The sequence below is a fragment of the Caldimonas hydrothermalis genome (genome assembly GCF_056746695.1).
In genome coordinates, this window is the sequence record NZ_JBWQXA010000004.1 from 114,509 (window position 1) to 129,434 (window position 14,926).

A 14,926-nucleotide genomic window follows, 5' to 3' on the forward strand; every position below is an offset into this window, starting at 1 on the left:
GGCAGCGCATCACGCGCTATCCATTTCGCGTCAGCAACTGCGCAAGCCCAGCTTGGCGAACAGGCGCTGGTCGCGCTCCCAGTCCGGGTTGCCGGTGGTGAGCAGCTTGTCGCCATAGAAGATGGAATTGGCCCCGGCGAGGAAGCACAGGGCCTGCACGGCTTCGCTCATCTGCTGGCGGCCGGCCGACAGGCGCACCCGGGCGGTGGGCATGGTGATGCGCGCCACCGCGATGGTGCGCACGAACTCCAGCGGGTCGAGCGGGTCCAGGCCATGCAGCGGCGTGCCCTCCACCTGCACCAGATGGTTGATCGGCACCGATTCGGGGTAGGGGTCCATGTTGGCGAGCTGGGCGATCAGCCCGGCGCGCTCCTCGCGCGACTCGCCCATGCCCACGATGCCACCGCTGCACACGTGCATGCCGGCGGCACGCACACGCTCCAGGGTGTCGAGGCGGTCCTGGTAGTCGCGCGTGCTGATGATGCGGCCATAGGCCTCAGGGGCGGTGTCGAGGTTGTGGTTGTAGTAGTCCAGACCCGCCGCCTTGAGCGTGCGCGCCTGGCTGTCGGTGAGCATGCCCAGGGTGCAGCAGGCCTCCAGGCCCAGGTCCTTCACGGTGCGCACCAGCTCGGCCACTTTTTCGATGTCTCGGTCTTTGGGCGCACGCCACGCTGCTCCCATGCAGAAACGGCTGGCGCCCTGCTCCTTCGCAGCCGCCGCGGCACGGCGCACCTCGTCCACATCGAGCAGCTTGCCGGCTTGCACGCCGGTGTCGTAGTGCACCGACTGGGGACAGTAGCTGCAGTCCTCGGGGCAACCGCCGGTCTTGATCGACAGCAACGTGGAGCGTTGCACCTCGTTGGCATCGAAGTGCTGGCGGTGCACCTGCTGGGCCCGGTACAGCAGATCGTTGAAGGGCAGCTCGAACAGGGCCAGCACGGCCTGACGGGGCCAGCGTGGCGCGTGCGGCTCGGCCGGCGTGCCGGGGCGGACCCAATGGACGGGCTGGGGCGAGACGGTGGCTTCGGTCATCGTTCGAGGGAGTGTGGGTCGGCGAAAGCCTGCAGTGTATCGCCCGGCATGAGCGGGACCGGGCCGGGCAGACTGGGACGGGCGCGGGACGGCGCCGGTCGGCGCGGGCCCCAGGCGCCCTCCATGATGGCGGCGTGCAGGCGCTGCAAGGTCGCCGGCAGGTCGGACGCCTGCCCGAGGCCGCGCAGCACCGCCACGCCGGCGGCACCGCAGCGCGCGGCTTCGCGGGAGCGGGTCTCGTCCATCCCGGCAATGGCCACCACCGGACAATCGAGCAACTGGCACCAGTAGGCCAGGTTGTCCTCGCCCTGTGGAATCCAGGGCATCTCCTTGGTCGTGGTGGGATGGATGGGCCCGCAGGCGATGTAGCTCGGCCGCAATGCCAGGGCGCGGCAGACCTCCCAATGGCTATGGGTGCTCAGCCCCAGGCGCACTCCGGCACGGCGCAGGGCGCTTAAGGCCTGTGCGTCCAGCGCCAGCAGATCCTCCTGCCCCAGATGCACGCCATAGGCGCCCTCCTCCAGAGCCAGCGCCCAGTGGTCGTTGATGAAGAGCTGGGCACCCACCGCCCGCGCCGCGCGTACGCTGCGCCGCACGGCTTCGCGCAGAGTCGCTGCGCAGGCCCCTTTGATGCGCAGTTGCACGGTCCGCGCCCCGGCGGCCAGCAGGCGTTCCACCCCCTCGGCGCTGTCCACGATGGCATACAAGCCCAGGGCCGGCCGTTCCAGCGGCGCAAAGCCCGGCGTCTCGTCCACTGCCCAGTTCGGAGGCCGCAACCGAGGCAGGTTCTCCAGTCGCCGGGCGAAGCCGGAGCCCGGGCGTACCGGGCCGGCCCCCTGCCCCGCCGGATGGCTGCGACGCAGGGCCTCGGCCGTGGCCATCTTGGCCAGCACCAGGGCATCGGCCTCGCAATGGCCCCAGGCCAGCGCCGCTGCGGCCGAGGCCGCAAACACGCAGCCGCTGCCATGGTGGTGGGCGGTGGCCAGGCGCGGCAGGTCCAGCCAGCCCTCGGCCTGGGGCGTGGCGATCCAGTCGCGGGCGAGCAGGCCGCCCGCGTCACCGCCGGTGATGGCCACCGCCTGCGCGCCCTGCGCTCTCAGGGCCTGCGCGGCTTGCCCCAGATCGGCCTGGCCGAGCCGCTCCCGACCGAGCAGCCAGGCCGCTTCGTCCCGGTTGGGTGTGATCAGGGTCGCGCGTGGCAACAGCTCATCGACAAACACCTGGCGCAGGGCATCATCGGCAAAACAGGCCCCGGTGGTCGACGCGCGTACCGGATCGAACACCAGGGCCACCGGGTGACGCGAGCGCAGGCGGTCCACCCAGCGGGCCACGCACCGCGCGTTGTCGACGCTGCCCAGCAGGCCGAGCTTGATCGCCCGGGGCGGCAGATCCTGCGCCAGCGCGGCCAACTGGGCTTCGAGCACCTCGGTCTCCAACACGTCGATGCGGCACACCGAGCGCGAGTGCTGGGCCGTGATGGCGGCCACGGCGGTGCAGCCATGCACGTCGAAGGCGTCGAAGGCCTTAAGGTCGGCCTGCAGGCCCGCCCCGCCGCCGGAATCGGAGCCGGCGATGCTCCAGACGATGGGCGGCGTCACAGGTCGAAGGGCCGACCGGCCACGGGGGTGGAAGCCACGGCCATGTCTTGCTGCGCCATCAGGCCGCTGCACCAGCCCCGGCGCCCTGCGTCGATCGCGTGACGAAAAGCGGTGGCCATGCCCACCGGATCGTGGGCATGGGCCACCGCGGAATTGAGCAGCACGGCATCGAAGCCCAGCTCCATCGCCTGTGCGGCATGCGAGGGCGCCCCGATGCCGGCATCGACGATGAGCGTGGCCTCCGGCAGCCGCGAGCGCAGCGTGCGCAGGGCCCAGGGGTTGAGCAGGCCCTGGCCCGACCCGATGGGAGCCCCCCAGGGCATGAGGATGCGGCAGCCCACATCGAGCAGGCGCTGGCAGGTCACCAGATCGTCGGTGCAGTAGGGGAAGACTTCGAAACCGTCTTTCACGAGCTGCTGCGCGGCCTGCACCAGTTCGAAGGGATCGGGCTGCAGGGTGTGCTCGTCGCCCACCACTTCGAGCTTGATCCAGTGGGTTTGCAGCAGCTCGCGCGCCATGTGGGCCAGGGTGATGGCCTCGCGGGCGCTGCGGCAGCCGGCGGTGTTGGGCAGCAGGCGCGCGCCGCTTTCGCGCACGATGTCGATGAAGCCGTTGTCCCCGGCGCCGGCGGCGAGCTGGCGCTTCAGGCCCAGAGTCACCACCTCGGCGCCCGAGGCGGCGATGGCCTCGCGCAGCACCTGGGGCGAGGGATAGCCGGCCGTGCCGAGCAGGAAGCGGCTGCGCAGGCGCACACCGGCCAGGAGGAAGTCGTCTGCAGACATCTCTAACCTCCGACGATGGGTTGGAAACAGGTCACGTGATCACCGTCGCGCAGCACGCGGCCGGCCCGGTCGTTTCGCGGCACGAAGTCGCCGTTGAGCGCGGTGGCCACGCTGTGCGATGCCAGGCCGAGCGATATCAGCAGCTGCTCAAGCGTGGTGCCCGCCGCGACCTGGTGGATTTCGCCATTGACCCGGACCCGGCAATCCGAAGAGGGGGTATCGGTTGGCATCATGCGAGATCCGCCTCGGTGTGCGGCGCCATCGCCGCCAGGGCCTGCTCGACGAGCGCGGGCGCCAGCAGCCAACCGTGGCGAAACAGCCCGTTGATGCGCGTGAGCCCCGGCATCACGTCCAGGCGAGGCAGGTTGTCGGGCAGTGCGGGGCGCAGGTTGACCTCGCTGTGCACGATGCGCGCCTCGGCCAATTCGGGCAGCACGCTGTGGGCCGCCGACAGCAGGGCCAGGGTGCTGCGCACGGACACCGGCGAGCGATCTTCCGACTCGATCTCGCTCGCACCCACCACGATCAGATCGCCGGGGCGCGGCACCAGATAGACCCGCCAGCGCGGATGCAGCAGCCGCAAGGGGCGATGCAGCACCACACCCGGTGCGTGCAGCCAGAAGATCTCGCCGCGTACGCCGCGTACAGGCAGCTCGGGGCGCGCGCCGAGCCCGCGCACGTCGAAGACCCAGTCGTAGGGCTGCCCGTCGATGCGTCCGGGCTCAATGCCGTGCACCGCCTCGCCCCAGCACCACTGAACACCCCGCTCACCGGCCCCTGCGGCCAGCGCCTGCATGGCCTGCACGGTGTGGATGCGCCCTTCTTCGTGCAGCAGCCAGGCATGGGCGGGCCCGTGCACGGCGGGTTCGAGCTCCCGCAAGCGTTCGGGTGTCAGCGGTTCGGGCCGCCGGCCTGCGGGTGCCTTGGCCGTCAGCAGATCCACCAGACGCCGCGCTGCGCCGAGGTCGCTGCCGTGGGCCAGCAGCAGACTGCCGTCGATGCGCAGATCCACGGGCATGGGCAGCTCCGCCACGATGCGCGGCCACAGCGCCAGCGAGCGCAGGCCCAGCCGCGCCAACTCGGTGTTGGCGCATTCGAGTTCCGCCAGGGGGCTCAGCATCCCGGCTGCCGTCCAGCCCGCCGCACCCCGTGCCTGCGGCCCCTCGGCGGGGTCGAAGACGGTGACGCGGTGCCCGGCGCCCGACAACTGCCACGCCAGCAACCGCCCCAGCAGGCCGGCACCGGCAATGCCGATGGACATTGCCGCCATGGCTCAGCCCTGTGGATGCAGCGGGACGTAGAGCTCGCCGCCGGCTCGGCGGAACTCCTCGGACTTCGCCGCCAAGCCTTCAGCCAAGGCCTGATCCTCCGCGACCCCTTGCTTCGCGGCGAATTCGCGCACCTCCTGGGTGATTCTCATCGAGCAGAACTTGGGGCCGCACATCGAGCAGAAGTGCGCCACCTTGGCACTGTCTTTCGGCAGGGTTTCGTCGTGGAACTCACGAGCGGTGTCCGGGTCCAGGCCCAGGTTGAACTGGTCGGTCCAGCGGAACTCGAAGCGCGCCTTCGACAGTGCATCGTCGCGCGCCCGGGCCCCGGGGTGCCCCTTGGCGATGTCGGCGGCATGGGCGGCGATCTTGTAGGCGATCAGGCCCTGCTTCACATCGTCGCGGTCAGGCAGGCCCAGGTGCTCCTTGGGCGTGACGTAGCACAGCATGGCCGTGCCGAACCAGCCGATCATGGCCGCACCGATGGCCGAAGCGATGTGGTCGTAGCCCGGCGCGACGTCGATGGTGAGCGGCCCCAGGGTGTAGAACGGCGCTTCGTGGCAGTGCCTGAGCTGCTCTTCCATGTTGGCCTGGATCAGGTGCAGGGGCACATGGCCGGGGCCTTCGATCATGGTCTGCACGTCGTGCTTCCAGGCGATCTGCGTGAGCTCGCCCAGCGTGCGCAGTTCGGCAAACTGCGCTTCGTCGTTGGCATCGGCCAGCGAGCCCGGGCGCAGGCCGTCGCCTAGCGAGAAGCTCACGTCGTAAGCCTTCATGATCTCGCAGATCTCTTCGAAGTGCGTGTAGAGGAAGTTTTCGCGGTGATGGGCCATGCACCACTTGGCCAGGATGGAGCCGCCGCGCGAGACGATGCCGGTGCGCCGCCGCGCCGTGAGCGGGATGTAGGCCAGCCGCACGCCGGCGTGGATGGTGAAGTAGTCCACGCCCTGCTCGGCCTGCTCGATCAGGGTGTCGCGGAAGATGGACCAGGTGAGGTCCTCGGCCACCCCGCCCACCTTCTCCAGCGCCTGGTAGATGGGCACGGTGCCGATGGGTACCGGTGAATTGCGCAAGATCCAGTCGCGGGTGGTGTGGATGTTGCGACCTGTGGACAGGTCCATCACGGTGTCCGCTCCCCAGCGGATGGACCATACCAGCTTCTCCACCTCTTCCTCGATGCCGGAGGTGACGGCCGAGTTGCCGATGTTGGCGTTGACCTTGACGAGGAAGTTGCGCCCGATGGCCATGGGCTCGAGCTCGGGGTGGTTGATGTTGGCCGGGATGATCGCGCGGCCGCGCGCCACTTCGTCCCGCACGAACTCAGGCGTGATCACCTCCGGCAGTCGCGCCCCGAGCGGCTGGCCCCGCAGGCGGGCCTCGCGCTCGGCATCGGCCAGGTGCTCGCGCATCCACTCACGCCGGCCGTTCTCGCGGATCGCGACGAATTCCATCTCGGGCGTGACGATGCCGCGCCGTGCATAGTGCATCTGCGTGACGTTACCCCCCGCGCGCGCGCGGCGGGGCTGGCGCTGCAAGCCGGCGGCCTGGGCGCGCAAGGCTTTCAAGCGCTCGTGAGCCTCGTCGCGCAGGCCGTCATCCACGGCCTGGGCGGTGCGGCCCTCATAGACCTGCGTATCGCCGCGCGCCTCGATCCAGGGTTGACGCAGGGCCGGTAGGCCGCGGCGCACGTCAATGACGGTCTGCGGATCGGTGTAAGGGCCCGAGGTGTCGTAGAGCGTGACCGTCTCGCCGTTGGTGAGCCGCACCTCGCGCATGGGCACCCGCACGCCGGGATGCAGCGCGCCCGGCATCCAGACCTTGCGGGATGCGGGAAACGGCTCGCGGGCCTGGGCGAGCAACTGCGAAAACTTGTCGGGGGCGTTCATCGAGGGGCTCCTTTCCGGTTCATGGGTGCTCCGGAAAGTGCCCCTGGGAGGAGGCCCGGACCCGCCTGGGCCAGGACACGAGGGACAGATTCAGCTCTTCTTCCGCCGGTATTAACCGGATCAAGTTCATCGGGTTTGGCGTTTCACGCCATCTCAGCACACGGTGCACCCCGGAGCGCGTTGCAGTTTAGGACCCGGCAGCCTCCCGCGTCAAGGCAATGGCGCCCCGTGGCTGGCTATAGTGGCCGCCACCGACATCCCGGACTTCCTGCCGCCGACCATGCGACTGCCGCTTGCGAGCAAGTTGTCGTTCCGCCAGTTGCTGCTGGTGGCCTTCCTGCTGATCACCGCGCTGCTCGGCGCGGTGTTGCTGCGTGGCCTGTACACGCTGGAGGAACTGGTCAACCAGACCCAGGCCGGTGCCCAGCGCGCCGTCGTGCTCAGCACCGAGACCCAGGCCCTGGGCGAGCGCCTGGCCGCGATGGAACGCTCGGCCCGCCAGTTCCTGGTGCTCGACGATCCGGCGCTGCTCGAGCGCTTCGAGCAGGCTGCGGCCGAGGCCGAGGCGGGCCTCGCACGCCTGGACGAGGAATTGGGCGCCCCCCAGGTGCCGGCGTGGCCGCAAGCCGTGGCCCGGGTGCGGCAGGCCTTGCAGGGGCCGCGGGACATGCTGGCGCTGCGTGAACGCACTGTGGGCGAGGCCTTCGCCGAACTGGCCGACCTGCACACGGCACGCGCCATCCAGGTGCGTGCCGCCAACGAGGCCCACAACCGTGCCGTCCAGGAGGCCCTGGACGGCAGCCGCGCCCTGCTGGCGCGCCAGGTGCTCGCCGCCATCGTGCTGGCCGTGGGGCTGGCGCTGGTGTTCGGCTTGTGGCTGGCCCGGCCGCTCAAGCGCCTGGAACGCGCGATCGTCCAGCTGGGGGAAAACCGGCTGGACGAGCCCATCGAGATCCGTGGCCCGGCCGACGTGCGCGAGGTCGGCCGCCGCCTGGACTGGCTGCGTCTGCGGCTGGCCGAACTCGACGCCGACAAGGCACGCTTCCTGCGGCAGGTGTCGCATGAACTGAAGACGCCGCTGGCGGCGATGCGCGAGGGCGTCTCCCTCATCGAGGACGGCGTGACCGGCGCGCTGACCGACAGCCAGCGCGAGGTGGTGGCGATCCTGCGCCAGAACACCCTGATGCTGCAGCAGCAGATCGAAGACCTGCTGCGCTTCAACGCCGCCGCGTTCGAGGCCCGGCGACTGCAACGCGAACCCACCGACCTGCGCGAACTGCTGCAGGCCCGCATCGAGGAGCAGCGCCTGCAGTGGCAGGCCCGACAGTTGCACATCGAGCTGTCAGGGCAGGTCCCGCCTGTGGCGGTGGACCGCGACAAGCTGGGCACGGCGTTTCGTAACCTTTTGTCCAACGCCATACGCTACAGCCCCGTCGGCGCTACGATTCGCATCTTGCTGGCGCAAGACGGCGACCGCATCTGCCTCGACATCCTCGACGAAGGCCCCGGCATCCGCGAGAGCGACCGCGCCAGGGTCTTCGAGCCCTTTTACCGCGGCGAGATCCAGCCCGCCGGCGCCGCCCGTGGCACCGGCATCGGCCTGTCGATCGTGCAGGAGTACGTGGCCGCCCATGGCGGGCGGGTCGAGGTCCTGCCCAATGCGCCTGGCGCCCACTTCCGCATCGAACTCATCCATGCTCCCTGAACGGCTTCGGACCCTGCCCGCATTCGTCGGTGTGCTCATGGCGGCCTGCGCGCCCCTGCCCCAGGTGACCGAGGTCCGCACGGTGTCGGTGCCCCTGCGCGTCGAAGTGCCCGTGGCCGTGCCGGTCGTCGAGCCGGCCGATGCCGTGGCGCGACGCTTCGCGGCTCATCATGACCGTGTGCGCCTGCTCTCGCCGGCCGAACTGCAGCAGGAGATCGCCCGCATCGGCGATCCTGCCGCCTCGCCGGCGGCCACAGTGGAACTGGCGCTGGCGCTGGGATACACCCGGCAGCCGGCGGATCTGGCGCGGGCCATCGGTCTGCTCGATGCCCTGCTGCGCTCGGCGGCTCCCGAGGCCGCACCGTGGCTGCCATGGGCCCGCCTGCTGCGCTCGCGTTACGCCGAGCAGCGCCGAGCCGAGGAAGCGGCTGAACGCCAGGCCCAGCAGTTGCGCGACACCCAGCGCCGGCTCGAGCAGGCCCAGCAGCAGCTCGAAGCCCTGAAGGCCATCGAGCGCAGCCTCACCCAGCGCCCCCCGATGACCACCCCGGGCGGTGCGGAGACGCGCCCGTCGCCCTGAGAGCGCCGCCATGAGCCGGATTCTGCTCGTCGACGACGATCCCGACCTGTTGCGGCTGCTGTCGATGCGGCTGACGGCCGCCGGCTACCATGTGCAGGGGGTGGACAGCGCCGAAGCCGCGCTGGCCCAGCTGGCCATCGAGCGGCCCGACCTCGTGCTCAGCGACGTGCAACTGCCCGGCATGGACGGCCTGGCCCTGTTCGATGCCATCCGCGCACGCCATCCGGCGCTGCCGGTCATCCTGCTCACCGCCCACGGCACCATCCCCGATGCGGTCGAGGCCACGGCACGCGGGGTCTTCACCTACCTCACCAAGCCCTTCGACGGCAAGGTGCTGCTCGACCGTATCGCCCAGGCCCTGGCCCTGGCCGCTCCGGACCCGCGCGACCAGACCGCCCGCGAGCCCTGGCGCGAGGCGATCGTGAGCCGCTCTCCCTTGATGGCCGATCTGCTGTCCGAAGCCAAGCTCGTCGCGGCCTCGGACGCCAGCGTACTGATCCGCGGCCCCAGCGGCTCGGGCAAGGAGCTGCTGGCCCAGGCCATCCACAAGGCCAGCGCCCGGGCCGGCCGGCCGTTCATCGCGGTCAATTGCGGCGCGATCCCTGAAGCGCTGCTCGAATCCGAGCTCTTCGGCCATGTCAAAGGCGCCTTCACCGGCGCGGTGAACCACCACCGCGGGCTCTTCCAGGCCGCCGACGGCGGCACGCTCTTCCTCGACGAGATCGGCGACATGCCGCCGGCCCTGCAGGTGAAGCTGCTGCGCGTACTGCAAGAGCGCAGCGTGCGACCGGTCGGCGCCAGCCAGGCGGTCCCGGTGGACGTGCGCATCGTCTCGGCCACGCACCGCGATCTCGATGCCGCGCTGCTGGAGGGGCAGTTCCGCGAGGACCTCTATTACCGGCTCAACGTCGTCACCCTCACCCTGCCGCCGCTGGCCGAGCGCCGCGAGGACATCCCGCTGCTGGCGCAGCACTTCGTCGAGCGCCTGGCCCGCAAATACGGCAAACAGATCAACGGCTTCGCGCCCGAGGCCCTGAAAGCCCTGGCCACCGCCCCGTGGCCTGGCAATGTGCGCCAGTTGCTCAACGTGGTCGAGCAGGTCTGCGCGCTGTCGACCACCCCGCTCATCCCCCTGAGCCTGGTGCAGCGGGCCCTGCGCGTGCCCACGGTGGAGGTGCTCGGCTATGCCGAGGCGCGGCGTCGCTTCGAGCGCGACTACCTGGTGGGCCTGCTCAAGCTCACCGACGGTCACGTCGCCGATGCCGCGCGCCTGGCCGAACGCAACCGCACCGAGTTCTACCGCTTGCTCCGCAAGCACGGTCTGACGCCAGAGCTGTTCCGCAACGACGCGCCTGTCGCCACCGAGCGACAGGAAAAATCTCCCGACTGACAGGCACTTGGCCGATGCATCGGCAAATGCGTCGCCAGATGGCGACGCCGGCCCGGCGTTTGCCCCGGTTGTCGCCCTCTCAACATCAAGTATCACTTGAGTTTATTGATATATCTATCTGTCAAATCACGTTTTTCTTCAATTGGCACATGGTTTGCATGACAGGGGCGACCGCCCGCAGCTTCGCGGGCTCCATGCGGAGTCTTCATGCCCATGCTGGATCCTTCCACCTTGGACACGGTCCTGCCCGTCACCCCTGAGGCCCCACGCGCTGCCACCGCCCCGCCGCTGGTGCGGGGCCACATGCCGGCCCGTCCCTGGCTGGGCCTGCGCGCCGGGCTGTCGCAGGCCTTGCGGCTGCTGTGGCGAAGGGGCTCGCCGGCGGCGGCTGCGCAGCCGTCCGCCCCCTGGGAACATGCCGCGGCGCGGCGCCGTCGCATCTTTCTCTGCAGCGTCCTGACCCTGACCGTCCTGGCCACGGGGTGGCTGGCCCTGGAACTCCCGACGGCGCCCGACACCGCGACGCAGGCGGTGCAAATCTTGCAGCTGAGCCTGTTTGCGCTGCTCTTCGCCTGGGTCTGCGCGGGCTTTGCCACCGCGCTGATGGGTTTCATCGTGCGGCTGCGCGGCGACCGGCATGCGCTGTCGGCCGCTGCGGTGCGACACCGCCCGCTGCCCGAGGACGCGCGCACTGCCCTGGTGATGCCGATCTGCAACGAACATGTGCCCACCGTCTTTGCCGGGCTGAGGGCGACCTGCGAGTCCTTGGCGGCCGTGGGCGCGCATCGCCATTTCGACCTCTACATCCTGTCCGACAGCGCCGATCCCCGGCTGTGGGAGGCCGAGCATGCCGCCTGGGGCCGGCTGCGGGCCGCGCTGGCAGCGTCGGGCATCACGATGCAGATCTATTACCGCCGGCGCAAGCTGCGCACCCGTCGCAAGGCGGGCAATGTGGCCGACTTTTGCCGCCGCTGGGGCCGCCGCTACCGCTACATGGTCGTGCTCGATGCCGACAGCGTGATGAGCGGCTCCTGCCTGACCGACCTGGTGCGCCTGATGGAGGCCCACCCGCGCGCGGGCATCATCCAGACCCTGCCCCAGGCCGTGGGTCAGACCACGCTGCATGCCCGGGCCCAGCAGTTCGCCTCGCGCGTCACCGGCCGTCTGTACACGCTGGGCATGCAGTACTGGCAACTTGGCGAATCGCACTACTGGGGGCACAACGCCATCATCCGGGTCGAGCCGTTCATGGCGCACTGCGGCCTGGCCGATGTCCCTGGCCACGGCCCGCTGGCCGGTGAGATCCTCTCGCACGACTTCATCGAGGCCGCCTTGATGCGCCGCGCCGGCTACCACGTCTGGCTGGTGTCGGACCTGGGCGGCAGCTACGAGCAGAACCCGCCCAACCTCGTCGAGGAATTGCAGCGCGACCGGCGCTGGTGCCAGGGCAACTTGCAGAACTTCCAGCTCATTGCCGAGCCCGGGCTTCACCCCGTGCATCGCGTGATGCTGGCCACCGGGGCCATGGCCTATGTCTCGGCTCCCCTGTGGTTGTCCTTCCTGGCGCTGGGAGTGGCCCACTGGCTGCACGCCGCCTCCGGCGACGCCGGCCTGCCGCCCCACCACCTGCTTGCGCTGTGGGGGGTGAGCTTCGCATTGCTGATGCTGCCGCGCGTGCTGGCGGTCGTGGCCGTGTGGCTGCGCGGCGAACAGCGGGACTTCGGCGGCATGCCCGCCTTGATCCGCAGCGCCTGTGCCGAGGCGGCGCTCTCGGTGGCCCAGGCCCCGGTGCGCATGGTGGCCCACACGGGGTTCGTGATCGCCGCCCTCACCGGTTGGCGCATCGGCTGGACCTCCCCGGCCCGCGAGGCGCTCACCCTGCGCTGGCGCGACGTCCTGCGCCGCTTCGGGCCGGCCGGCGCGCTGGCCGCGTGCACCGTGCTGGCCCTGGGCAGTGCCCACTTGAGCGCCCTGCCCTGGCTGCTGCCGGTGGCCCTGCCCTTGCTGCTGGCGGCCCCGCTGGCCGTGTGGACCAGCCGCTCGGGACGGCGGGCGGTCACGCTGATGATCCCCGAGGAGCGGTCGGCCCCCCGCGTGCTGCGCAGCGCCTGGCGCTACGCCCGCGACCCCGTGTTGCGTGTCGCCTGAGCCCCCCAGGCTCAGCGGGCCGGCTCCAGCCTCAGGGTGGGCCCCTGGGCCTGCGGCGGCGCCCACAGCGGGACGTAGTCCACCTTCGTCCAGCGTTCGAGGAAGTCGTGGTAGTGGCGTGACAGCACGATGCCGGACTGGCCGCTCGAGTGCATCACGCGCGAGCGCGACGGGTCGTGCACGTCGTACAGGGCGCGCAGGCTCGGCCCATGCTCGTTCAGGTAGCGCTCGCCGGTGGTGGCATCGGCACGCAGGCTCACCCGCGCCACGTTCACCGTGTAGGTGTCCCCGCCCACCGGCGCACGCAACTCGAACAGCGGCGCCAAAGCCTTGACACGGCTGAAGGGGCGGTGCTCGGCACGGGCCTGGTGGGCCTGCCCCCACTGCCAGCGGGCCGGATCGGGGCCCTGCAAGGCCTCCAATTCCGCCAAGGCCTTGTGGAAGGCCGCATCGACCTGGTCCTGGCAGCTTTCGGTCACCTGTGGCGTGCGCTTGTCGTCGCACCACCAGGCATCGTCGCGCGCCAGGATGCCCTCCACCGCGTCGCGGTAGTTGCGCGAGCCCACCATCGTGCGCTCCAGGAGCTCGGGGCCCACCTCGTCGGCCAGCAGCCCCTCGGTGAGATGGCGGCTCCAGGCCCAGAACACCAGCGGTTCGGGACGCTGCGCGGCCATCGTGCCATCGAACTGCGCCAGCAGCGCCTGCACGGGCGCTGCCAGCCGATGCGAGGACTGCGCACGGCGCAGGAACGGCATCAGCTTCACGGTGGCCAGCGACAGCTCGTCGGCCTGCATCTGCGCAAAGCTGTCCAGATCGTGCCGCTGCCGGGCCTGCAGCAGCGCCTCGATGCGCTCCTGACGGTAGGGCAGCGCCCATTCGCTGCCCAGGTAATGCGGATAGTCCGGTCCGTGGATGCGCTGGTTGGCCGTGGCGATCCAGCCGCGCGCGGGGTCCACCTCGCGCGGGGTCAGCGCCGGGTCGAGGTAGCCCACCCAGTCATAGCGGGCCTCCCATCCCGGCGCCGGCACCTGGCCCTTCAGGTCATGGTCGGGCCCGCGCAGTGGCACCCGACCGGCAGCCACCCAGCCGATGCGGCCCTCGCGGTCGGCCACCACCATGTTCTGCATCGGGGCGATGTTCAGCGCGGCGGCTTCGATGAACGACTGCACGCTGGACGCCCGGTTCATCGCCAGCGCCGCCTCCACCGAGGTGTTGGGCACGTCCAGGGCCGTCCAGCGCATCGCCAGTGCATAGCGGGGAGCCTCCCTGGGCCCCGTCAGACCGTCCGTGCCGGCCGAAGGCGCGTCCGAGATCACCGGGCCATGGCGTGTCGCGCGCACGGTGAGCTTCACCTCGGGCCGGCCGCGCACCCGGATGGTCTCCTCGTAAGTCTCGAAGCGCGCCCAGCCCTCGGGGGTGCGGTACAGGGCCGGGTCGTCGGCGTGGATCTCTTCGAGGTACAGATCCTGCACATCCGGCCCGGTGTTCGTGAAGCCCCAGGCGATATGCTCGTTCTGCCCCAGCACCACGACCGGCAGGCCCGGCATCGTGGCCCCGGCCACCTTGAAGCCCGGAGCCTCCAGCCGCGCGAAGTACCACAGGGCCGGCGCGCTGAGCTTCAGATGCGGGTCGTTGGCCAGCAGAGGGTGCCCCGTCTCGGAACGTTGCCCCGACACCACCCAATTGTTCGAGCCCAGGCCCTCGATGCCCGAGGGCGGCGCGGCGTTCAGGGCGTGTTGTCCGAGCTTGCCGTCCACCTTCAGGGACCGATACAAGGCAGCATAGTCGGCCAGCGGCAAGGGCTGCTCACCCGGGTACGGCGGCATCAGCTCTTGGATGCGCTGCACCGGCAGGCTCAGCGCCAGACGCATGCGGATCAGCTCGGCATTCCAGTTGGCGCCCAGATCCCAGGCCATCATCGTCGCCCAGGCCAGGGTGTCGGCAGGCTCCCACCGCCCCGGCTGCAGACCCAGCACCAGGAACTCCGGCGGGCGGGCATCCATGTGCTGCTCCACGAAGGCATTGATGCCCGCTGCGTAAGCCTCGATGACGCGGCGCGTCTCGCCCTGCACGGCCTCCCACTGCGCCTGCGCCGTGCGCCGCACCCCCAGGGCACGCAGGAAGCGGTCGGTCTCCAGTGCCGACTCCCCGAAGGCTTCAGCCAACTGGCCGCTGCCAATGCGGCGGTGGGTTTCCAGTTGCCACAGGCGGTCCTGGGCATGGACGAACCCCAGAGCGAACATCAGGTCCTCCACATTGTCGGCGCGCAGGGTCGGAATGCCGTGGGCATCGCGGCTGATGCTCACCGGGGCGGACAGTCCGGACACGCGCAACTCGCCCTCGGTCTGGGGCAGCACCAGCACCCGGTAAGTCCACACGGTCGCGATCAGTGCCACCACGAGCAGCAACATGGCCGCCAGCATCCCTCTGAGCCACTTCACGGTCTTGCCTCCTTCGGTCGATCGTTCCGGACGCGGCCCAGTCATCGCGGGGCCGCGGTGTGCAGTGTGGCACAGCCGTGCAGGCTCCCCTGGGGG

The 14,926-nt window shown here is 70.3% G+C and carries 12 protein-coding genes and 1 riboswitch; of the genes, 4 read left to right on the top strand and 8 right to left on the bottom strand.

Features of this window, described 5'->3' with window-relative positions; translation table 11 throughout:
* Positions 1–30: 30 nt before the first annotated feature.
* From bioB to thiC, 6 genes are read right to left on the bottom strand one after another with little or no spacing between them, the layout of a single operon-like run.
* Positions 31–1,032, bottom strand: coding sequence for a biotin synthase BioB (gene bioB, locus AC1ECW_RS07395; RefSeq protein ID WP_409704465.1), 1,002 nt, complete (start codon positions 1,030–1,032; stop codon positions 31–33).
* Positions 1,029–2,630, bottom strand: coding sequence for a bifunctional hydroxymethylpyrimidine kinase/phosphomethylpyrimidine kinase (gene thiD, locus AC1ECW_RS07400; protein WP_409704463.1), 1,602 nt, complete (start codon positions 2,628–2,630; stop codon positions 1,029–1,031). Before thiD ends, bioB begins: the two co-directional genes overlap by 4 nt.
* The gene (locus AC1ECW_RS07405; protein WP_409704461.1) at positions 2,627–3,412 is read right to left on the bottom strand and encodes a thiazole synthase; all 786 of its coding nucleotides are present in this window, start codon (positions 3,410–3,412) and stop codon (positions 2,627–2,629) included. Before AC1ECW_RS07405 ends, thiD begins: the two co-directional genes overlap by 4 nt.
* Positions 3,413–3,414: 2 nt before the next feature.
* The gene (thiS, locus tag AC1ECW_RS07410) at positions 3,415–3,645 is read right to left on the bottom strand and encodes a sulfur carrier protein ThiS (RefSeq protein WP_409704459.1); all 231 of its coding nucleotides are present in this window, start codon (positions 3,643–3,645) and stop codon (positions 3,415–3,417) included.
* A complete protein-coding gene (locus tag AC1ECW_RS07415; protein ID WP_481201583.1) occupies positions 3,642–4,673 on the bottom strand; it encodes an FAD-dependent oxidoreductase in 1,032 nt (343 codons plus the stop codon). The genes thiS and AC1ECW_RS07415 overlap by 4 nt, the downstream gene beginning before the upstream one ends.
* Before the next feature lie 12 nt (positions 4,674–4,685).
* Positions 4,686–6,566, bottom strand: coding sequence for a phosphomethylpyrimidine synthase ThiC (thiC, locus tag AC1ECW_RS07420; protein WP_481201535.1), 1,881 nt, complete (start codon positions 6,564–6,566; stop codon positions 4,686–4,688).
* Between the two features lie 80 nt (positions 6,567–6,646).
* Positions 6,647–6,749, bottom strand: a riboswitch (TPP riboswitch).
* Positions 6,750–6,846: 97 nt separating this feature from the next.
* Here thiC and AC1ECW_RS07425 point away from each other — a divergent pair.
* From AC1ECW_RS07425 to AC1ECW_RS07435, 3 genes are read left to right on the top strand one after another with little or no spacing between them, the layout of a single operon-like run.
* Positions 6,847–8,271, top strand: a complete 1,425-nt coding sequence (locus AC1ECW_RS07425; RefSeq protein WP_409705606.1) for a sensor histidine kinase — start codon at positions 6,847–6,849, stop codon at positions 8,269–8,271.
* The gene (locus AC1ECW_RS07430) at positions 8,261–8,851 is read left to right on the top strand and encodes a hypothetical protein (RefSeq protein WP_481201536.1); all 591 of its coding nucleotides are present in this window, start codon (positions 8,261–8,263) and stop codon (positions 8,849–8,851) included. Before AC1ECW_RS07425 ends, AC1ECW_RS07430 begins: the two co-directional genes overlap by 11 nt.
* Positions 8,852–8,861: 10 nt before the next feature.
* Positions 8,862–10,241: a sigma 54-interacting transcriptional regulator gene (locus AC1ECW_RS07435; RefSeq protein ID WP_409705612.1), complete on the top strand. Its 1,380-nt coding sequence runs from the start codon at positions 8,862–8,864 to the stop codon at positions 10,239–10,241.
* A 92-nt stretch (positions 10,242–10,333) separates the two neighbouring features.
* Here the strand turns inward: AC1ECW_RS07435 and AC1ECW_RS07440 are convergent, their stop codons facing one another.
* Positions 10,334–10,456 carry a hypothetical protein gene (locus AC1ECW_RS07440; protein ID WP_481201537.1) on the bottom strand — a complete coding sequence of 41 codons (123 nt, stop codon included), beginning with the start codon at positions 10,454–10,456 and terminating at the stop codon, positions 10,334–10,336.
* On the opposite strand from AC1ECW_RS07440, the gene mdoH reads away from it, so the two are divergent.
* On the top strand, positions 10,455–12,389 hold the full coding sequence (mdoH, locus tag AC1ECW_RS07445; protein WP_481201538.1) for a glucans biosynthesis glucosyltransferase MdoH: 1,935 nt from the start codon (positions 10,455–10,457) through the stop codon (positions 12,387–12,389). The two genes, AC1ECW_RS07440 and mdoH, sit on opposite strands and share 2 nt — an antisense overlap.
* An 11-nt stretch (positions 12,390–12,400) precedes the next feature.
* On the opposite strand, the gene AC1ECW_RS07450 is transcribed toward mdoH, so the two are convergent.
* Positions 12,401–14,830, bottom strand: a complete 2,430-nt coding sequence (locus tag AC1ECW_RS07450; RefSeq protein ID WP_481201539.1) for a penicillin acylase family protein — start codon at positions 14,828–14,830, stop codon at positions 12,401–12,403.
* Positions 14,831–14,926: the final 96 nt, after the last annotated feature.